The organism is Alcaligenes faecalis (genome assembly GCF_005311025.1).
In the GTDB taxonomy this organism is placed as follows: domain Bacteria; phylum Pseudomonadota; class Gammaproteobacteria; order Burkholderiales; family Burkholderiaceae_B; genus Alcaligenes; species Alcaligenes phenolicus.
This window is the reverse complement of the sequence record NZ_CP031747.1, coordinates 2,169,748-2,190,132: the sequence shown is the minus strand read 5'-3', so window position 1 is coordinate 2,190,132 and position 20,385 is coordinate 2,169,748. Positions and strand designations below refer to the sequence as shown.

Below are 20,385 nucleotides of genomic sequence, written 5' to 3'. Positions count from 1 at the left end.
ATGAGCACTGACAATTCTGTACTAGACACCCTCAAAGCCCTGATTGCCCGCCCCTCGGTCACCCCTGAGGACGCCCACTGCCAGCAATGGCTGGGCGCAAGGCTGGAGCAAGCGGGCTTTAGCCTGGAACATCTGCCCAGCGGCCCGGTGTCCAATCTGTGGGCCCGCCGTGGCACCCAGGCGCCCTTGTTTGTTTTTGCCGGTCACACAGACGTGGTTCCTACCGGGCCGGAAGCGGCCTGGGACTCGCCCCCGTTTGAACCCACCGTGCGCGACGGTCAGCTGTATGGCCGTGGTGCGGCGGATATGAAAGCCTCGATTGCGGCCTTCATCCACGCAGTTGAGGAATTTACCCAGGCCCATCCTGAACACAAAGGCTCGATTGCCCTGCTGCTGACGTCGGATGAAGAAGGCCCCGCAACCGACGGCACCGTGCATGTGTGCCGTGTCCTGAAAGAGCGTGGCGAACAACTGGACTACTGCATCGTGGGCGAACCTACCTGCTCGCGCCAATTAGGTGACACCATTAAAAATGGCCGTCGTGGCTCCCTGTCCGGCCACTTGATCGTAAAGGGTCGCCAAGGCCATGTGGCGTACCCGCAATTGGCCGTCAACCCGCTGCATGTATTCGCCCCTGCGCTGCACGAACTGACAGACCGCATGTGGGACGCCGGCAATATCGATTTCCCGCCCACCAGCTTTCAGATTTCCAATATTCATGCCGGCACCGGCGCGGGTAATGTGATCCCCGGTCAGCTGGATGTGCATTTCAACTTCCGCTTCTCCACCGAGCAGACACCTGCCGGTCTGCAAGCCGAAGTGGAGTCCATCCTGCGCCGTCATCGTGTGGACTTCCAACTGGAATGGACACTGGGTGGCGAACCCTTCCTGACTGAGGCCGGACCGCTAAGCCAGGCTCTTGCCAAGGCCATTGAAACCGAAACCGGCGTGGAAACCGATCTGTCCACGACAGGCGGCACCTCGGATGGCCGCTTTATCGCTAAAATCTGCCCTCAAGTGGTCGAATTTGGCCCGCTCAACGCCAGCATCCATCAAATCAATGAACACGTTGCTGTGGCTGATCTTGAGCCTCTTAAAAACATTTATCGCCGTACATTGGAATCCCTGCTTTGTTAAGCCCTTGCATCGATCATTCCTCCCTGCTGGAAGCCCAGCAGGAACTGCGCACCGTGCGCGACTTGTTGCGCTGGTCTGTCAGCCAGTTCAACCGCTGTCAGCTGGCCTTTGGCCACGGCAGTGACAATGCCTGGGACGAGGCCGCCTATCTGCTGCTGCACACCCTGCATTTGCCCCTGGACACGCTGGATCCGTATCTGGATGCCACCGTGCTGGAGTCCGAGCGCGCTGCCTATCTGGCCCTGGTCGCACGACGCTGCAACGAGCGCGTGCCCGCCGCTTACCTGACTGGCGAAGCCTGGCTGCAAGGCCATCGCTTCCGCGTCACCGCCGACACCATCGTGCCGCGCTCTCCCATTGCTGAATTGCTGGCAGAGCAGTTGCAACCCTGGATTGCGGACCCCGATGCCATCTACAACGCCCTGGATTTGTGCACTGGCTCGGGCTGTCTGGCTATTTTGACGGCACTGGCCTTCCCGCAAGCCCAGGTCGATGCCGTGGATCTGTCCGACGCCGCGCTGGAAGTGGCCCAGTCAAACATCGATGCCTTCGAGCTGAACGATCGCATGAGCTTGTACAAGAGCGATCTGCTGGATCAATTGCCGCCAACCGCTTACGACCTGATCATTTGCAACCCACCGTATGTGAATGAGCAGTCCATGCAAAACCTGCCCAAGGAATACCAGCACGAGCCACAACTGGCCCTGGCTGGCGGCGACGATGGTATGGATCTGGTGCGTCGCATTCTGGAAGCGGCCCCCAACTTCCTGGCACCCGAAGGTGTGCTGGTATTGGAAATCGGCAATGAGTACGACAATTTCATCGCCGCTTTCCCGGAGCTGGAGCCGATCTGGCTGAGCACGGAAACCGCTGAAGACCAGATTCTCTTGTTAAGCCGGGAGCAACTGGCTCTGTGATACGCGCAACTGGAATTACGCTGCGTCGCGGCGTCAAAGTCCTGCTGGACAATACTGATTTCATCGTCAACCCGGGCGAGCGCCTGGGCATTGTGGGCAAGAACGGTGCGGGTAAATCCTCGCTGTTTGCCTTGCTGCAAGGCGAGCTGGATCTGGACGGGGGTGACCTGAGCATCCCCGAAGTCTGGGAAGTGGCCAGTGTGCGCCAAACCATTCCAGACCGTGACCGCCCTGCCCGCGAATTTGTTATCGATGGCGACGAGCGCTTGCGTGCCTTGCAGGAAAAACGTGCTAATACGCCCGACAGCGATGGCCAAGCCATTGCCGAACTGGAAAACGCCCTGATCGAAGCCGATGCCTGGTCCGCCCCCTCGCGTGCCGAGCAACTGCTGGCCGGTCTGGGTTTCCGCCCCGATCAGTGGATGCTGCCCGTGCGCGAGTTCTCCGGTGGCTGGCAAATGCGCCTGTCCCTGGCCCGCGCCCTGATGGCACCTTCTGACCTGCTCTTGCTGGACGAACCCACCAACCACCTGGACTTGGACGCCATGCTCTGGCTGGAACGCTGGTTGGGCTCCTACCCCGGCACGGTCCTGCTGATTTCGCACGACACCGAGTTTCTGGATGCCGTGGCCCGTTCGATTCTGCACGTGGATCAAGGCAAGCTGGTTCGCTACAAAGGCGGCTACAACGACTTTCTGGTGCAACGTGCCGAGCGCGTTCAACAAAGCCAGATCGCCTACGAGCGTCAAACCCGTGAAGCCGCGCGCCTGCAAAGCTTTATTGATCGCTTCAAGGCCCAGGCCACCAAAGCCAAGCAGGCACAAAGCCGCGTCAAGGCGTTGGCCCGCATGCAGACCGTGACGCTCTTGCGCGACGACTCAAGCGTTTCCATTCGCCTGCCCTCGCCCGAATACACACCCGATCCCTTGCTGACATTGGATCAAGCCGATCTGGGTTACCCCGGTCAGGACAAGGCGATTTTGAGCCAGGTCCGTCTGATGGTACGCGGCGGTGCCCGTGTGGGTATTTTGGGGATGAACGGTGCGGGTAAATCCACACTGGTCAAAACCCTGGCCGGCAAGCTGGAACCTATCAAAGGCGAACGCCTGGAATCCAAAGGTCTGGTAATCGGCTACTTTGCCCAGCACCAGCTGGACTCTATTGACCCGGACTCCACTCCCCTGCAACATCTGGCGCGCCTGGCTCCGGATGTCCGCGAGCAGGAACTGCGTAATTACCTGGGCTCCTTCGGTTTCAGCGGTGATATGGTCACCAGCCTGACTGCCCCCTTCTCCGGTGGCGAAAAGGCACGTCTGGCCCTGTCCCTGATTGTTTGGCAAAAGCCCAACCTGCTCCTGCTGGACGAGCCAACCAACCACTTGGACGTGGATACCCGTGAGGCCCTGGCGACAGCCTTGGCTGATTACGGTGGCAGCGTGCTGCTGGTATCGCACGATCGCCATTTGTTGCGTTCTACCGTTGATTCTTTCTGGATTGTGGCCGATGGACAGGTTCAGGAGTTTGACGGCGACCTGGAAGACTACCGCGACTGGCTACTGGCCCGCAGCGCGCAATCGCGCTCGGAAGCTCGCCAGGAAGCGCGTGCGGATACAGGTGCTGAAGGCACAGACCGCAAGACCCAACGCCGTCAGGAAGCCGAACTGCGTCAACGGCAAGCCCAACAACGCAAGCCATTGGAAAGCCGCTTGAAGAAAGTGGAGTCAGCCATGGAGAAAGCTCAGCTGCGTTTGCAGGAACTGGATACCTTGATGCAGGACCCCGACTTTTACTCCGACAGCTACAAGGACCAACGCCCCGCCTTGATGACCGAACATGGTGAACTCACCAAGACGCATCAAACGCTGGAAGAAGAGTGGTTGGAAATTCAGGAAGCAATGGAAGAAATCGGGCGACAGGTCTAGGCCTATCGACTCCGTTCTGCTCGTAAACTCCTGAAAAAGAAGGCGCCATATCCACAAGGATTGGCGCCTTTTTGACGGAAGCTCTTGATGGTCTGTAAAACACACATTGGGACCATGCGAGACTGCAGGCACCTGATTGCTGGCACCTGGGGATCTGAGGCAGGACCCCGAGCACCGGGGATATACACTCGTAAAGCTGACTATGCTCCCCCTATCCTTCGTTTTGCTGCAGTACATCGTCCACTGCATGCCTTAGCGAAGGTGATTCCGGCCAGCAAACAACAAACTCATATGAGCCAAAACTCACTCGAGAACCGGCTCGACAACTCAGCTCCCTTCACCCCCATTCCCACAGCCCGCACAGCCCAAATATCCACACAGCAAGTCCACAATGGCCTCTTCCACCTGCTCCGGTGGATACGGCACACCGGGCGGAATGATCGCACCATGAATCAGGGACTCCAGACTTTGCATTACTACCCAGGTGGCTAAATCCAGATCCTGCGGGGCAACCTCGCTACGGTGCTCTTCCAGCAGTTGACGAATGCGGTCACGAATACTTTGATCAGCCTGGCTCTCGCTGGCTGGCGCATCAAAGAAAGGAAAATCCTTTTCCAGTACCCGATGCAATTCCGGGTCCACCCGATGCGCGGCCAACCAGGCTTTGACCAGATCACTCAAACGCCCCCGCAACCCCAGGGACTGCGTATCGGCCAGACTGCTTTCCATAGCCTGGTTCATTTGCAAAGCATGGCGTTCATGCAAGGCGGCAATCAGTGAGTCCTTATTCGGGAAGTACTGATACACCGAGCCCACGCTGACTCCAGCTACCTCCGCGACCACATTGGTATTGGTACCGGCATAGCCACGCTCAGACAAAACGCGAGCCGTTGCCTCCAAAATCGCCTCCACCAAAGCCCGGGAACGGCTTTGACGCGGGATACGACGGGCTTGAGGGAGCGTTTGCATAAGGACTCCGAATGCGAGTTTTCGATGTGAGCAATTATTCATATTATCTCAAATATCGAGCAATTACTCATGTTTGGAGTGTTTCATGTCTGTACCCAATTCGGCGCAAGCCACCTCGAAGGCGCAGTCGCCACCTGCCGCCCATGTTTTTCTAACGCTACTCCCTATCACGCTGGCCGTGTTCGTCAGCTTTCTAAGTATCGGGCTGCCCCTGCCCGTACTGCCCTTGCATGTACACAATGTGCTGGCGATGAGTACGCTGGTCGTGGGCCTTGTTATCGGTGTTCAATTCGCAGCCGCTTTGCTCTCCCGTGCCTGGGCCGGGAATCTGGCTGATACACAAGGCTCCAAGCACGCCGTCATGCTGGGTTTGATGGTGATGTGCTTGTCCGGCCTGGCCTATCTGGCTTCGTTGAGCTTTGTCAGCACACCAACCCTATCGGTCTGGGTGCTGGTGATTGGCCGTATCTTGCTGGGTTGCGGTGAAAGCCTGATTGTGACGGGTGCCTTGAGCTGGGGCATCGGCCTGGTTGGCCCGCAAAATGCAGGCAAAATCATGGCCTGGGTGGGTGTGGCCATGTACGGCGCCTACGCCGTCGGCGCCCCTCTGGGTGTTGTGGTGAACCAGGATTACGGTTTTAACGGTATCGCCGTCGCCGTCACGCTGTTGCCTTTGATTTCCCTGGTGATGCTGCTTAAGACCCGCGCCACCGCCCCCACTGCGCTGCGTCGTACCCCTTTCTACCAAGTCCTGGGATTGGTCTGGGGCGCCGGTGTGGGCTTGCTGCTGTGCAGTGTCGGTTTTGGCAGTCTGACTGCCTTTATTGCCCTGCTCTTTGCTGATCGCAACTGGGGCAATGCTTCGCTGGCATTCACAGCCTTTGGGCTTGCCTTCATTGCCGCACGCATGTTCTTTGGTCATCTGCCTGACAAGCTGGGCGGGGCACGCGTCGCTTTGCTGTGCGTGCTGGTGGAAGCAGTGGGTCTCTTGCTGATCTGGGGTGCCCACAGCCCTGCGATTGCGTACCTGGGTGCAGCCTTGACCGGATGGGGCTATTCCCTGGCCTTTCCTGGTTTTGGTGTCGAGGCCGTACGCCGCGCACCACCCGAAAGCCGAGGTGTCGCCATGGGCGCCTATGTCGCCTTTCTGGACATTTCTTTGGGCATCACCGGCCCTGCCCTGGGCGCAGTCGCAGGAACCTGGGGGCTGGAAGCGATTTATCTGTTCAGTGCAGTGGTCGTTAGCTTGTCTGTACTGGTGGCGCTGCGTTTGATGCGTCATCCTATAGCCCAGGTTTGAAACCCGTTCCCGCAAAAGCAATTTCATAAAAGCAAAAGGGACTGAGCTTGCCGTTAGGCAGTCTCAGTCCCTTTTTAAACCTTAAACAAAATACCGCAAAGGCAGCTCAAGACAGCCTATGGGGCTACATACAAAAGGCGGCCCTGTTTTCTGGCTTGTTCCAGCTCCTGCACAACCTGCTGACGCGTCTTATGAACACTGCCCGCAGGCAGGACTGGATATTCATCGTCTGCAAAATCCAGCAAACCGGCTTGTTGGGCCTCTTGCAACTCCTGAACCACCTGAGCGCGCGTTTTAGCCGGGCCTTGTGGAACTTTGGGGTAACCATGCGCAGCGACACTGATCAATCCCTGTTCCCGAGCTTGCTCCAGTTCCTGCACAACCTGGGCGCGACTTTTGCTGTAGCTCTGGCCCTGCACCTGTGCAGTTCCGTCAGCCGCCCAAACAGAGTTTGAAGCGATCAAAACCGTGCAAGCCACTGTCCATAAACCTAATTTCATAATGAATCTCCTTGATTAAAAAAACCGCCTCTCCGCCAGGACCTAAACAGGTCGAGCAAAGGGAGGCGCAATGGGATTGGGGGGTGAAGAACGCAGCAGCACGGCCAGACACAAGGCCAGCAAGCTGCACCAAAACACCAGGTTGTAGGCGCTGATCTGTGCAGCGACCTGCGATTCACGAGCCAGAACGCGAGCCAAGGCGGCCACGCCGTCCGAAGCCCTCTCCATAACCAGAGGGTCACCCTCTACAAGATGGCTACTCAGACTGCTGCGGCTGATATCGCCTGCCATGCGCAGCCAGGTAGACACCAGCGTGGCGGCGGCAACAGGCGTAAAGACACGAGCAATGGGGACATACACACCCAAAGCCACTCCATGTTGAGGATTCAGATTGGTCACAAAAGCAGCGATCAACCCGATCAACATGGTGCTCTCGCCCACAGACTGCAAAATCAGGATCGAAACAAACTGCTCCACACGCCAGTCATGGCTAATATGAGTCCCCAGCCAGGCGGTGAAGGCGATGATGCTTAAACCGAGAATCATCATCAGGCGTGGCTCAAGACGTCGGGCCAGATAGATCGCCAGCGGAGTCGAGGCCAGGTAAGCCCCAAACGCAATCCAGGTGGCAGCACCCGCTTGCAGGGGCTTCAAGTCCCCCATCTGGGTCAGAAAGCTGGGGATCAGCAAAGACGTCGGTGTCATCAGCACGCCGAACAGGCAGGCAATAATCAGGCACACACGGATATTTCGATTGCTCAAAGCCATCAGGCTGGCAAAGGAGTTCTGCCTGCGCATGCCACGTCCTATGGCGGCCACCACAAGCACCACGCCACCGAGCAGAGCAGAAACAACCAGACCGGAATCAGTCCAGCCCAGCCGTTCCGCGGACTCTATCCCGACAAAGGCCAGCACCAAACCCGTACAAAACAAGGCCATCCCGCCCCAATCGGCGTTTTGCAATTGGTCGCGATCTATAGGCGTCAACGGCATGGCTTTCCAGGCCAGAAACGCAATCACTGGCCCCACAAAAGCAGTGGGCCAATACACCCAATGCCAACTGAACTCCTCCAGTAAAAAACCGGACGTGCCATAGCCCGCATCCATGCCGGTTGAAACACGCAAGCTGTACGCTGCCATGACAGCCAGCCAAAGCCGAGGGTGCACACTGCGCAAAGCCAGGGACATCGTCAGTGGCAGGTAAATCCCCAGACAAAGTCCGGCCAGTCCGTGCAGGCTCAACAAGACGGGGTAATGATGGGCAAAGAAAGGGATCAAAAAGGCGGCCAAGCCCAACAGCAGGCTGGGCACCAGCAGTACCCGGGTCGGCCCGATTACGGTTGCCAGCCACGGCGCAATCGGCATGGAGATCAACTGCGCCGCATTCAAGGCCGTTCCCAACCAGGCCGCCTCCAGCACATCCAAGCCAAACTGGCCGCGCAAGTCCGGCAAGGCAGCGGAAAACAGACGCCCTTGCACGGTAGTCAAGACCGCGCCCAGGAAGATCGCCATCACGGTCAGGATGGGGCGAGCGGTTTGCGTATTAGCCATCAGCCTGGAGAACGGCATAGTCAGCCCTCCTGAGCCCGAACGACGGCCAGTTGACGAGTCTGTTTCAAACCCGGCATGTCATAAGCCGCAACGTGGGAACCCGCCGTGTCGATTCCGGCCTGTGCCGACATACCGGGGCGCAGACGCTCCAACTGTGCCTGGCCCGGCTCCAACTCAATACGCACCGGTATGCGCTGCACCACTTTGGTGAAATTCCCGGAGGCGTTATCGGCAGGCAATAAGGAAGACTCGGCCCCGCTCATAGGTGCAATCTCTACTACGCGCCCCCGCCAACTGCCACCGGGCAAGCCATCCACGGTCAACTCCACCGGCTGCCCAGGCTGCACATGCGCAAGCTGCGTTTCCTTGTAGTTTGCAATGACGTAGGCCTGCTCCAGGGGGACGATGGAAACAATCTGCGTGCCCTGGTTCAACAAGCTGCCTACTTGCACATGACGCTTGTTCAAAACCCCGTCAAAAGGGGCCACAATCCGCGTATAGCCCAAATTGCGACGAGCAGACTCCAAGGCAGCTTCAGCCGATTTCAAATCCGCGGTACGAATCGCACGCTGCCCCTGCAGAACCTTCAGGGAGTTTTTCGCCAGCTCCACTTGCGCGGTAGCGGCCTCCCCTTGGCTGATTGCCTCATCCAGATCGGCCTGGGCGTTTTCATAGCCTTGCCGTGACAAGGCACCTTCCTTGACCAGCCTTGCCTGACGCGAAGGATTATTACGATATTGCCGCACGCGCACCTGCACGGAGCGCAGCTTGGCTTGCGCCTCTTTAATACGCGCCTGTTGCTGTGCAATTTCACCGTCCAGATTGTCCAGATGGGCCTGCGCCTTGGACTGTTCCGCCCGCGCTGCCGCCACGGCCAGCTCGTAATCGGCCGGATCAATCTGCGCAATCAGATCCCCCGCCTTGACCTGCTCATAATCCCCCAAGGGCAAGGCTTTCACGTAGCCCGAAACCTTGGCACTGAGCACCGCAAAGTCGGATTTCACGTAAGCATTCTGAGTGCTCTGTATACGGCGGCTACTGGTCCACTCGTTCCACTGCGTGGTCGCCAGAATCAGCAGCCCAATCATGGCCAGGCAGCCCAGCCAAGGAGCCAGCCGCAGGCCCAGCGCTTTGCGTTCCGTTGAAGTTGTTGAGGTGCTCATAACCGTATCCCTGCTCAATCAAAAATCACAACCTAACACCGTTAGTCTATGAGCGAATGATACACTAACAGCGTTAGGTTGCAAATATCGGAGAGAACATGGCAACAAAAGCGCCCCGTATTCAACGTGAACACATCATCCAGACAGCGCTGGACTTGCTGGACCAGGAAGGGCTGGAAGGCCTGACTTTGCGCAAACTGGCTCAGGCCCTGAATATCCAGGCCCCCTCGCTGTATTGGCATTTCAATGCCAAGCAAACCTTGATTGATGGCATGGCTGACGCGTTGGTAGAAAACGTGGCGCGACACAGCCCAAGCAACCAAGCCTGGGATGAACAAGTTCGGCATCTGGGTCTGGAGTTCCGGCAGGCCCTGTTGCAAAGACGAGACGGCGCTCGAGTCTTTGCGGGTACCTATGTAGTCACCGACAATGTGCTGCGCACCAGCGAAGCCTTTTTGTCCGCTTTCATGCAGGCAGGCGCAGACAGCCAATTTGCTGCCGAGGCCAGCTTTAGCCTGATTTACTACATTCTGGGTTTTGTCATGGAAGAACAGGCTCTGGGGCCTGGCAGCACATTGGACCTGTCTTTACGCAAACAGGCTTTTTTAGAATTGGCTCAAGAAAAGTACCCCAGCAACTGGCAGGCACGTGAGGCGATTTTTTCCGATGACTTTACGGGCCGTTTTATCACTGGCCTGAACCTGTTGATTGATGGTACAAAGCAGCGCATTCAAAACAAATCATAAACAGACACTCTCAGGACCCGCACATGCACGTTGCTACACAGGAATTCCCCCGTATCTGGATCTCGAACAGCGCCCCATCCAATTGGAAAGCGGAACTGGAAGCCTTGCTGGAGCAAGGACAACGCTTTGTCTTGCTGACCCGCGAGCTGCCTGGTGCAGAGGAAGGCACGGACAAGGAGGAGTTCTCGCAATGGATCAAGGCCAACCGCAGCCGTCTGAGCGTGTCCTGTGCCGCCAGCCTGGTAGTTGTCAGCAATGCCTTGATGGCCTTTTCCTTGAATGCCTTTGTCGCCCCTTTGAGCGAAAAATTCGGCTTTCCAGTCCGCGTAGTGCATGAGGACGATCTGGACGCGCAAGTTACCGCTTTTCTGACTGCCAGCCCGGAAGTGGCAGACAGCCAAGCAGTACGAGTTGCAACTTTATAGGCCCTACACTGTCCATTATCTTTTCTGATTTTGGCTGTCACCCGTTTGAGTCTCTTCCCACTTCCGTCCACACTGCCGCCTGTACTGGCAGGCCCTATTTTGCGTCGCCTCGATCCCCAGCGCCTGGTGCTATGGCTGGTTGGCAGTTCGGCCTTGACCCTGGACCTGGTCCTGCAAGCAGAGGGTGCCGCTCCCCAGCGTATTTCGCTCAGTAGCGAGCACTGTCGCATCGTACAGTTGGGCAAGCAGGCCTTTATCCACTTTCTGGATGTACCGCTAACTACAGCCCTACCCCAAGACACGCTTGTTCACTACGATTTGCTCGCCTCCATAGACGGTGGACCGGAGCAAGGGATTGCTGATTGGGCTCCCCATCTGCTGCACCAGGGTCAAACCCGGCCCAGCTTTGTGCTGGCCAGCCGCGCTGACAATCTGATGTTTGGTTCCTGCCGCAAGCCTCATCACGCCGCACGCGATGGTTTGGCTCAGGCAGACACAGTCCTGAGCGAGCACATTACCCAGGCCCATGCCCGGCCTGCCTTGCTGATGCTGTCCGGAGATCAGGTTTACGCCGACGATGTGGCCGGTCCCATGCTGGCGGCCATTCATGCCTTGATTGAGCGGCTAGGCTTGTATGGGGAATATCTGGAAGGCGCCGTCGTCTCGGATAGCGAATCGCTTTACCGGCACCCCGCCAGCTACTACCGACGTGCGGATTTGCTGCCTGCCTTCAAATCCAACGAGGATCTGCGCGAGCGCTTTTTTGGTGGTGTGGAAAAACCGATTTTCACCACTGCCAACGCACACAATCACTTGGTCACGCTGGCCGAAGTCATGGCCATGTATTTGCTGGTTTGGTCCCCCATCCCATGGCAAATCATTCCAGAGCCTGAGCCTCCCCAATTGGAGCCCAAGCATCAGCAACGCTGGCAACGCGAGGCACTGGCGTTGGAAGGTTTCCGTCAGGACCTGCCCCAAGCAGCACGCCTTCTGGCCCACGTGCAAACCTTGATGATTTTTGACGACCACGACATCACCGATGACTGGAATCTGTCTGCGAAATGGGAAAGCGTCGCCTATGGCCATCCCTTTTCACGGCAGATCGTAGGCAATGCCCTGATCGCCTATATGTTGTGTCAGGGTTGGGGCAACCGGCCCGAGGTGTTTGAGTCGGTGCTGAATACGGTGACCGCCTGGACCAGCCAGCCGGATGAACATCAGCGTCTTGAACATGAAGCTCAAGATGCGCTGATCAAGGAACTGCTGGAGTTTCGCCAATGGGACTATGTGCTGCGCACCCAGCCTACCCTGATCGTGCTGGATACACGCACGCGCCGCTGGCATAAACGCCGTTTGCCCAGTCGCCCGTCCGGACTGATGGATTGGGAATCCTTGACCGAGCTTCAGCACGAATTGCTGGATGAGCGCGCCGCCATCATTGTGTCGCCCACGCCCATGTTTGGCGTCAAGCTGATCGAAGTCATACAAAGTATCTGCACGTACGCGGGTTTTGCCCTGACGGTGGACGCCGAGAACTGGATGGCCCACAGAGGGGCTGCCAACACCATGCTGAACATCTTCAGGCATTCACGCACGCCCGGAAACTACGTGATTCTGTCCGGCGATGTGCACTATTCCTTTGTCTACGATGTACAGGTACGCCATAGCGGGCACATTCCACATATCTGGCAAGTCACCAGCAGCGGCATCAAGAACGAATTTCCGGAAGCTTTATTGAACTGGCTGGATCGGCTGAACCGCTGGCTCTACTCGCCGCGATCCCCTCTGAACTGGTTTACGCAACGCCGTGACCTGAGCATCAGCCCGCGTCTGCCGGATCAGCGCAAACAGGGGGAACGGGTATGGAATGGTTCCGGAATCGGCCAGATCTGGCTGGATGAGGAAGGTCGCCCCGCCCGCATCCTGCATCACAATGCCAACAAAAAGCCGCCTACCGAATTTCTGCCTCCGGATCAGGAGAAGAAAGGGGAAGGCGGCTAGCGTCTGACTACAGCAGGTGGAACTTACTGACCCGCTACAGAGCTGACATAGGTGGCGACAGCATCGCGCTCTTCGTCACTCATGGTTTGTGCAAAAGAAGGCATGGCGCCCATGCCTTCTTTCATGACCTTCAGGATCTGCTCCTTGCCTGGCTTGAGTTCATCCAGATCCGGACCAATGGCCCCGGCTGAACCAGCATCAGCCAAGGTATGACAGACCGCACAGGCAATGGGTTTGGCACCTGTCAGAAACAGTTCCTTGCCTTGCTCCTGAGCGTAGGCTTGAGTACTAAAAACAAATACAGATACTGCAGCAACTAGATATTTCTTCATGATTCCCTTCCATAGCCGCCCCGAGCTGACGGGGCGGGTACAACATTCAAGACTTAAACGACCGTGACAGCCAGCATGTGGTCGCGCCAGCTGTTGTTCAGATAGCCACGGTTATTAGGTACGCGCTCTTCAGGCTGTACCGTGCCTGCTTCGCTGGTCGCGCGACTGGCAATCTCATACTTGCCTGGTTTCAAATCCACGCCTGCAACGAACTGACGCCACGCATACTTGCCCAGATCAGGGCCTACAAACGTCGCTTTCACCCAGTTCTTGCCACCATCCACGGACACTTCCACTTCTTTGGCTGCCGACATGCCTCCAAAAGCCAAGCCCTGGATCTGTACCTTGCCGGCCTTGAGTTCTTCGCCAGGCTCACCACTAGGGCTGGTCACCCAGGACTTGACAGGCATTTCCCAAACCGACTCCTGATTGGGGTTGGACTTCTCACCCACAGGCGCCAAACGGTAGCTGTTTTGCTGAATGTTGGCAGCAGACTGCTCTTTGGTAAACGCCAGTTGCTTGATGTACTTGACGTTATTGACCCCGGTGTAACCCGGCACGATCAAGCGCAAGGGGCCGCCGTGAGCCAAGGGGATGGGCTGACCATTGATCTCCCAGGCCAGGATAGCGTCATCAATGGCTTCCAGGGGAATCGAACGCTCTACCATAATGGTGTTCGGGTCCAGCCCTTGAGGAATTTCCTCGCCGCCCTGACCGGTCATGTACTTGGCGCCCTCCTCCATGCCGCCCACAGCCTCCAGCACGGCCTTGATCGGCACGCCGGTAAAGACCACACAGCCAGCGGCACCTACCGTCCACTGAGTACCACTGGGTTTTTCAGGGAAAAAAGCACGACCATTACCCGAACACTGCAGCACCATGGGCACAGCCACCAGACCCAGGCGTTTCAGCTCGGCGACGCTCATGTCTTTCGGGTTCTTCACGCCCTTGATCGACAGCACCCAGGCGTCCGGATCAGCCACGATCTGCTCGGATGGGGGGGCCACGTTATTACGCACGAACAAGCGATCCAGCGGCGTGATCAAACCCGAGCCAAAAGCGCTGCGTTTGGTTTCAATAGTGTTGGCACTGTGCACGATCAAGCTGTCGGCATGTTTCCAGGATGCATAGGCTGGCAAGGCTTTGGCCTGCGTTTTTGCCTTTTCCTGAGCCAGTGCCGCTGACAAGGGTGTCAGGCTTGCTGTACCGGCCAGGGCCATCACCCCGCCCGTCGACAAAAGCATACGCCGGCGTGAGAGATTGCTAGGTTCCATGATCGCCTCCATGTGTGTTTGTTATCTGTAATTAATTTAGGCTTCGATTTTATGGGGGCACCAGCTTTATAACTAGAATCTATAACCCTTATATATAACGATCATATAGAGCTTTAAAGAAGGAAGACAAAAACGGGAAAGTCGCTTGAAACAAGGGTTTCCCTGCAATCTCTGTGTTTATCCAAAACGTGAAATAAGGTGAGAAATTTTTCCTGGGAGGCATCCGCGTCGAGCACGATGAAGAGTAAAAATGAAGGGCTTGAAATAAAACGGCTGTAAAAACTGCGGCTGTTTGAAAATTTCCATGACATAGGGCAGGCCATAAAAAAGCCCCCGGAGTTTCCGGGGGCCTTCAAACTACGATTGACTGATTCAGTCGTTGCTTCGCTTTTTAGCTAACAGGATCCAGTTTGGCAATGGCCAGGGCCAGAGTCTTGCTGCCGACTTCACGAAACTGAATCAAGGCCTGGGCATCGTCACCCTGACCCGTCAGATTAATAATGGTGCCTTCACCAAAGCGGTTGTGATGCACCCCCTGCCCCACCCGGAAAGTCTGGCCATTCACTTCCAGCACGCTGGTGTGACTGCGACCGCCGTAAGGCTGGGCTGAATAGCTCTTGTCCTTGGACTCCCAGCTTTGACCACGACGGAAGGCCCCCGAACTGGCCTCTGACTGCACGGGTGTACTGGTATAGCGGGCCGACAACCATTTGATGTGTTGCTCCGGCAGCTCTTCCAGAAAGCGCGAACGCATGGCGTAACGCGTCTGGCCATGCAACATGCGGCTTTGCGCCAGAGTGATGTACAAACGCTGACGCGCCCGCGTAATCGCCACGTACATCAAACGACGCTCTTCCTCGATCCCACCGGGGTCGAACAAGCTGTTCTCATGCGGGAACAAGCCCTCTTCCAAACCAGTAATGAAGACGGCATCGAACTCCAGACCTTTGGCTGCGTGGATCGTCATCAACTGAATGGCGTCCTGGCCAGCCTGGGCCTGATTGTCCCCTGCTTCCAGAGAAGCATGAGTCAAGAAAGAGCCTAAAGGCGACATGGGAGCCAGCACAGAGGCAGCCGGTTGATCCGGGTTCTGCATGGCCTGCTCGGACTCGCCCGCTACCGCTTCAGGGACTCGACCTGCGGGTAGCTCGGCAAAACCTTCTTCACCCACAAAAACCGTGGCCGCGTTGACCAACTCCTGCAAGTTCTCCAGCCGTTCGGCACCTTCGCGGTCGGCCTGGTAATGGGCCAGCAAGGTACTGTCGTGGACAACGTGCTCAATCAGCTCGGGTAAGGACAGGATCTGCGCCTGGCTGGCCATATCCTGAATCAGGTTCGAGAAACGCATCAGGCTGGCAGCCGCACGTCCTTGCAGGTAAGGAATGGCACGCAGCAAGCTGGTACCGCGCTCACGCGCCAGATCAGCCAGTTGCTCCACAGAGCGAGCACCAATCCCACGAGTCGGGAAGTTCACGACGCGCAAGAAAGCGGTGTCATCATCCGCGTTGTCCATCAGACGCAAGTAAGCCAGTACGTGCTTGATTTCCTGACGCTCGAAAAAGCGGTGGCCGCCATACACTTTGTAGGGCAAGCCTTGGGAAAACAGTCTGTGCTCAATCACTCGGGACTGGGCGTTGCTGCGATACAGGATGGCAATTTCACGGCGTGGCTTGCCTTCGGCGATCAGGGCGCGGACTTCGTCCACAATCCACTGAGCCTCCAGGGCATCCGAGGCCAGTTCGCTGATGCGTACCAGCTCGCCTTCGCCACTATCGGTCCATAAATTCTTGCCCAGACGGCCGCTATTGTTCTCGATCAGCGCGTTGGCCGAATCCAGAATATGGCCGCAGGAACGGTAGTTCTGCTCCAGGCGTATCACATTGCCACGGGCATAGTCGCGCTCGAAGTCGGCCATATTGCCCACGTTCGCGCCACGGAATGCGTAGATGGACTGGTCATCGTCGCCCACGGCAAACATGCAGGCCTGATCACCGGCCAAAAGACGCAACCAGCGATACTGCAGCACGTTGGTGTCCTGGAACTCGTCGACCAGAATGTGTTTGAAACGGCGCTGATAATGCTCGCGAATCGGGGCATTGCGGGACAACAGCTCGTAGGCACGCAGCAGCAGCTCGCCAAAGTCCACTACTCCTTCACGTTCGCACTGCTCTTGATAAAGCTGATAAAGCTCGATCAGGCGGCGGCGGTGAGGGTCGTGCGCTTCCAGGTCGCCAGGACGTTGGCCATCTTCTTTACAGGCGTTGATGAACTTCTGAATTTCCTTGGGCGGAAATTTCTCGTCATCCACATTATTGGCCTTGACCATACGCTTGATGGACGCCAACTGATCTGCCGTATCCAGAATCTGGAACGTCTGCACCAGACCGGCATCACGGTAATGCATGCGCAGCAGGCGATTGCACAGGCCGTGAAAGGTCCCGACCCACATTCCGCGGGTATCGATAGGCAATAAAGAAGTAAGCCGCGTCAGCATTTCGCGCGCGGCTTTATTGGTGAAGGTAACAGCAGCAAGGCCATGTGGGCTGACCTGCCCGGTCTGGATTAACCAGGCCATTCGGGAGGTCAGTACACTGGTTTTTCCGCTACCCGCTCCGGCCAGCACCAGGGCATGGCCAGAGGGTAAAGTAACGGCGGCTCGCTGTTCCGGGTTTAAGCGATCCATCATGCCGCGTAGCGGCGCAGACGCAAGGCGAACTGCTCAAGACTTTCAATACCACTTTGCTGAGCGCGCTGGCACCAGGTGCGCAGGTCGGACAGCAACTGCTCGCTGGAGGCACTGGAGCTTTCCCAGATACCGGCCAGTTCACGCTGCATGCGAACCAGGATGGACAGGCGGGAATCGCCAGCCGCTACGGTTTCCAGTTCAGCGCGCTGCTCGGGAGCCAGAACATCGTCGCCGCGACCGATCCAGTCGTTGCAGCTTTCCAGCAGGGACCAGGAGCAATTCGGGTTGTCTTTGTTCACTTGTGGCTTCAGACGAGCGATTTCTTCCGAGGCCGTGGTTTTGATGATGTCCGCATAGCGGGCCAGAATTTCATAGCGGTGAGTAATCACGCCCTGCAAGGTGGCCAGGCTGATGCCTTCCAGCGGAGCATTCGAAGGCACGCTAGGCTCCAGACGCAGCTTGGGAGCGACCTTCTTGACCTTGGCCAGACCCAGTGCCTTGAACACCGAGATGTAGCACCAGCCCAAGTCAAATTCGTACCATTTGCTGGAGAACTTGGCGGACGTACCGTAAGCGTGGTGATTGTTGTGCAGCTCTTCACCACCAATGATGATGCCCCAAGGGAACACATTGGTGCTGGTATCAGGGCTGGCAAAGTTGCGGTAACCGATAGCGTGACCCAGACCGTTCACCACACCAGCTGCCCAGAAAGGAATCCAGGCCATCTGGATAGCCCAGACAGTCAGACCCAGCAGACCGAACAGGAACAGATCAATACCCAGCATGATGGTAATACCCAACATGCTGTATTTGCTGTACAGGTTGCGCTCGAGCCAGTCATCGGGCGTGCCGTGACCGAAACGCTTCAAGGTTTCAGGGTTGGTGGCTTCCTGACGGTACAGTTCTGCACCACGGAAGAACACCTGGCCCAGACCAAAGACCACAGGGGAATGGGGATCGCCTTCACGTTCGCATTTGGCGTGGTGCTTGCGGTGAATCGCAACCCATTCTTTTGTGACCATACCGGTGGTCATCCAGAGCCAGAAACGGAAGAAATGCATCAGCGCAGGGTGCAGGTCCAGCCCGCGGTGCGCCTGACTGCGGTGGAGAAATACGGTAACTGACACAATAGTGACATGCGTCACCGCCAGAATGACAAGAGTGAGCTGCCACCAAGACAGTTGCAGCCATCCGTCAGCAAGAAAAGAAAGAAACGATTGCATAGACCCTTTTAGACCTGATCTTTGTGTTAAGGGAAACCGGAAAAGTGTAGCCCACCTAACCAGTTAACAATAACACTATTTAAGGACGAACTTGCTTTAAATCAAGCACTTTCCGTGATTCGTTCAAGTGCCGCACCAAAGAAACAGTCGGTTTGGTGACGGTCCGTGCGCAGATTCAAATAAGGCCCCTCTAGCGCGAGGGCCGGACATTTGTCCTTCAAGATTTCCCGGGCATCCAGCAGCTTGAACTCGGGATGCTTGTCCAAGAACGCCTGCACTTGCTGCTCGTTTTCTTCAGGCAAGAAACTACATGTTGCATAAACCAAACGACCTCCTGGTGCGACACAAGCCGCGGCTTGCTCCAGAATGTCGGCCTGCATCTGAGTGTACTGCTCCAGAGCTTGGGGGTGTTGACGCCACTTAAGATCAGGATTTCGACGCAAAGTTCCCAATCCACTGCAAGGAGCGTCTACCAACACACGCTGTGCCTTGCCATGCAGGCGGCGAACACGCTGGTCGCCCGCTTCCTGAATCACGACAGGCACCACATTGGACAGACCAGCACGGGCAAAGCGCGGTTTGGCCTTGTTCAAGCGGGTGGCCGACACGTCAAAGGCGTACAAACGGCCTGTAGAGCGCATCAAGGCACCCAGCAGCAGGGACTTGCCACCAGCACCGGCGCAATAGTCAATAACCATCTCGCCACGGCGAGGCTCCAGCAAGGCGGTCAGCAACTGGCTGCCCTCTTCCTGAATTTCCAGCTCGCCCTTCTCATACTGTGGCCATACTGCGACAGATGGGCGGCCTTCAATACGGATACCCCAAGGCGAAAAAGGCATGGCAACCGGTTTGAAACGAGCCATAGGGCCGTTTTGCAGCTGACGCAACACAGTATCGCGCTCGGCTTTCATGGGGTTGACGCGCAGATCCAGCAAGGCCTGCTCGTTCATGGCGGCCATCAACTTGTAGGAATCGGGAATCTCTTTCAGACGCTCTTCCAGCCACTCGGGCAGGCTCAGACGCACGCCAACCGGCAGACCGTCCACATTCAGGGCGCGGATATGGCCCAGCCACTGGCGCTCTTCTTCCGTCAGCCCCAAAGACAGGGATTCCTGACCGATAGCCGTAGACAGGCCCAGAATGGCCAGACGACGGGTAGATGGGCCTACGCCGCTTTCCGCCCAGTTACGGTACTGACGCAGGTGGCGCAGCACATCAAACACGGCCTCACGGATCTCGGCACGGTCACGCGAGCCCATTTTGGGGCGTGTACGCGCCCAGCGTGTCAAGGCCAGGTCGGCGGGGTGCTTCCACTGCAAAACTTCACCCAGGGCGCTGGAGACCTGCTCCAGACGGCGCTGTGCCATCGCGCCCGGCTCGGGTGGACCCGAGGGTTTGTCGCGGCGTGCTGCATAAGGGCGACCACGCGCTCCGGACTCGTTACGTTGGGCAGACGAGGACGGGCGCTTGCGGTCCGAGCGGCCGCGGGATTGTTGGTGATCAGACATGAATATTCAAAAATTCCAAATAGCCCGCTCAATCAGGCGGGGAAATAAAAGCCGCGATGCGCAAGTCCGGCAACCTCGACACGGCCATCAGCCTGCAAACGCACCCGTCCCTCGATCAGCCAGCGTACGGCCTCGGTATAGACGTGGTGTTCGGTTGCCAAAACGCGCTCTGCCAGAGTCTGTGCATCATCGTCGTGCAGGACGGGCACGATACTTTGAGCAATGATGGGACCATCATCGAGCACAGGGGTCACAAAGTGCACCGAGCAGCCGTGAAACTGCACGCCCGCGTCAAGTGCCTGTTGATGGGTATTCAAACCGGGAAAGCTAGGAAGCAAGGATGGGTGTATATTGATGAGCTTGCCTGCATAGTGCTGAACAAAATCGGTGCTCAGGATGCGCATGAATCCCGCAAGTAGAACATAATCTGGCTGGTAGCGGTCGATCACGCGTGCCAAAGCCTGGTCAAAGGCTTCACGTGTTGCAAATTCGCGATGCGAAACCGTCTCGGTAGGCAGCCCTTGACGCTGCGCCCATTCCAGTCCGGGCGCATCGCCCTTGTTAGAGATGACCGCCTCGATACGGCCATTTAAGCCCGCTGTCTTGATCAGTTCGCCTATGGCCTGCAAGTTGGAGCCCCGGCCTGAAATAAGCACAACAAGGCGACAAGGTAGGGTGGAATCGGTCAAAATCCTGTTTCCCGAGAAATAACGAATCCAAAATTGTAAACT

General features: G+C 57.1%; 17 protein-coding genes. 7 read left to right on the top strand and 10 right to left on the bottom strand.

The features are described 5' to 3' along the window. The 3 genes from dapE to D0C27_RS10025 are packed head-to-tail and all read left to right on the top strand — an operon-like array spanning position 1 to position 3,976. A complete protein-coding gene (dapE, locus tag D0C27_RS10035; protein WP_088452600.1) occupies positions 1-1,137 on the top strand; it encodes a succinyl-diaminopimelate desuccinylase in 1,137 nt (378 codons plus the stop codon). Further along, positions 1,131-2,054 carry a 50S ribosomal protein L3 N(5)-glutamine methyltransferase gene (prmB, locus tag D0C27_RS10030; RefSeq protein ID WP_060185985.1) on the top strand — a complete coding sequence of 308 codons (924 nt, stop codon included), beginning with the start codon at positions 1,131-1,133 and terminating at the stop codon, positions 2,052-2,054. The genes dapE and prmB overlap by 7 nt, the downstream gene beginning before the upstream one ends. Beyond that, on the top strand, positions 2,051-3,976 hold the full coding sequence (locus D0C27_RS10025; RefSeq protein WP_137430898.1) for an ABC-F family ATP-binding cassette domain-containing protein: 1,926 nt from the start codon (positions 2,051-2,053) through the stop codon (positions 3,974-3,976). Before prmB ends, D0C27_RS10025 begins: the two co-directional genes overlap by 4 nt. Positions 3,977-4,303: 327 nt before the next feature. Here D0C27_RS10025 and D0C27_RS10020 read toward each other — a convergent pair whose 3' ends face one another. Then, a complete protein-coding gene (locus D0C27_RS10020; RefSeq protein WP_137430897.1) occupies positions 4,304-4,945 on the bottom strand; it encodes a TetR/AcrR family transcriptional regulator in 642 nt (213 codons plus the stop codon). Positions 4,946-5,030: 85 nt separating this feature from the next. Here D0C27_RS10020 and D0C27_RS10015 point away from each other — a divergent pair, with 85 nt between their 5' ends. Next, positions 5,031-6,245 (top strand): arabinose transporter, encoded by a 1,215-nt coding sequence (locus D0C27_RS10015; protein WP_137430896.1) that lies wholly within the window; start codon positions 5,031-5,033, stop codon positions 6,243-6,245. Positions 6,246-6,361: 116 nt separating this feature from the next. On the opposite strand, the gene D0C27_RS10010 is transcribed toward D0C27_RS10015, so the two are convergent. From D0C27_RS10010 to D0C27_RS10000, 3 genes are read right to left on the bottom strand one after another with little or no spacing between them, the layout of a single operon-like run. Next, on the bottom strand, positions 6,362-6,745 hold the full coding sequence (locus D0C27_RS10010) for a DUF4148 domain-containing protein (protein WP_083053748.1): 384 nt from the start codon (positions 6,743-6,745) through the stop codon (positions 6,362-6,364). A gap of 42 nt (positions 6,746-6,787) precedes the next feature. Next, positions 6,788-8,314 (bottom strand): MFS transporter, encoded by a 1,527-nt coding sequence (locus D0C27_RS10005; protein ID WP_137430895.1) that lies wholly within the window; start codon positions 8,312-8,314, stop codon positions 6,788-6,790. Positions 8,315-8,316: 2 nt separating this feature from the next. Then, complete coding sequence (locus tag D0C27_RS10000) at positions 8,317-9,459, bottom strand: HlyD family secretion protein (protein WP_115635123.1); 1,143 nt, start codon at positions 9,457-9,459, stop codon at positions 8,317-8,319. A gap of 98 nt (positions 9,460-9,557) precedes the next feature. Here D0C27_RS10000 and D0C27_RS09995 point away from each other — a divergent pair, with 98 nt between their 5' ends. From D0C27_RS09995 to D0C27_RS09985, 3 genes are all read left to right on the top strand, one after another. Next, positions 9,558-10,205, top strand: a complete 648-nt coding sequence (locus D0C27_RS09995) for a TetR/AcrR family transcriptional regulator C-terminal domain-containing protein (protein WP_088452590.1) — start codon at positions 9,558-9,560, stop codon at positions 10,203-10,205. 23 nt (positions 10,206-10,228) lie between these two features. Continuing rightward, positions 10,229-10,630, top strand: coding sequence for a hypothetical protein (locus D0C27_RS09990; RefSeq protein ID WP_137430894.1), 402 nt, complete (start codon positions 10,229-10,231; stop codon positions 10,628-10,630). Between the two features lie 99 nt (positions 10,631-10,729). Then, positions 10,730-12,631, top strand: a complete 1,902-nt coding sequence (locus D0C27_RS09985) for an alkaline phosphatase D family protein (protein ID WP_205717072.1) — start codon at positions 10,730-10,732, stop codon at positions 12,629-12,631. A gap of 23 nt (positions 12,632-12,654) precedes the next feature. On the opposite strand, the gene D0C27_RS09980 is transcribed toward D0C27_RS09985, so the two are convergent. From D0C27_RS09980 to purN, 6 genes are all read right to left on the bottom strand, one after another. After that, positions 12,655-12,963 carry a c-type cytochrome gene (locus D0C27_RS09980; protein ID WP_052159170.1) on the bottom strand — a complete coding sequence of 103 codons (309 nt, stop codon included), beginning with the start codon at positions 12,961-12,963 and terminating at the stop codon, positions 12,655-12,657. A gap of 53 nt (positions 12,964-13,016) precedes the next feature. Then, on the bottom strand, positions 13,017-14,237 hold the full coding sequence (locus D0C27_RS09975) for a sulfite oxidase (protein ID WP_170978564.1): 1,221 nt from the start codon (positions 14,235-14,237) through the stop codon (positions 13,017-13,019). A gap of 391 nt (positions 14,238-14,628) precedes the next feature. Continuing rightward, positions 14,629-16,923, bottom strand: coding sequence for a UvrD-helicase domain-containing protein (locus D0C27_RS09970; protein ID WP_060185991.1), 2,295 nt, complete (start codon positions 16,921-16,923; stop codon positions 14,629-14,631). Next, positions 16,920-18,146, bottom strand: a complete 1,227-nt coding sequence (locus D0C27_RS09965) for a DesA family fatty acid desaturase (protein WP_026482877.1) — start codon at positions 18,144-18,146, stop codon at positions 16,920-16,922. The genes D0C27_RS09970 and D0C27_RS09965 overlap by 4 nt, the downstream gene beginning before the upstream one ends. Before the next feature lie 101 nt (positions 18,147-18,247). Then, entirely contained in the window at positions 18,248-19,513 is a 1,266-nt protein-coding gene (locus tag D0C27_RS09960) for an RsmB/NOP family class I SAM-dependent RNA methyltransferase (RefSeq protein ID WP_045931823.1), read from the bottom strand. 173 nt (positions 19,514-19,686) lie between these two features. Beyond that, a complete protein-coding gene (purN, locus tag D0C27_RS09955; RefSeq protein ID WP_026482878.1) occupies positions 19,687-20,343 on the bottom strand; it encodes a phosphoribosylglycinamide formyltransferase in 657 nt (218 codons plus the stop codon). Positions 20,344-20,385: the final 42 nt, after the last annotated feature.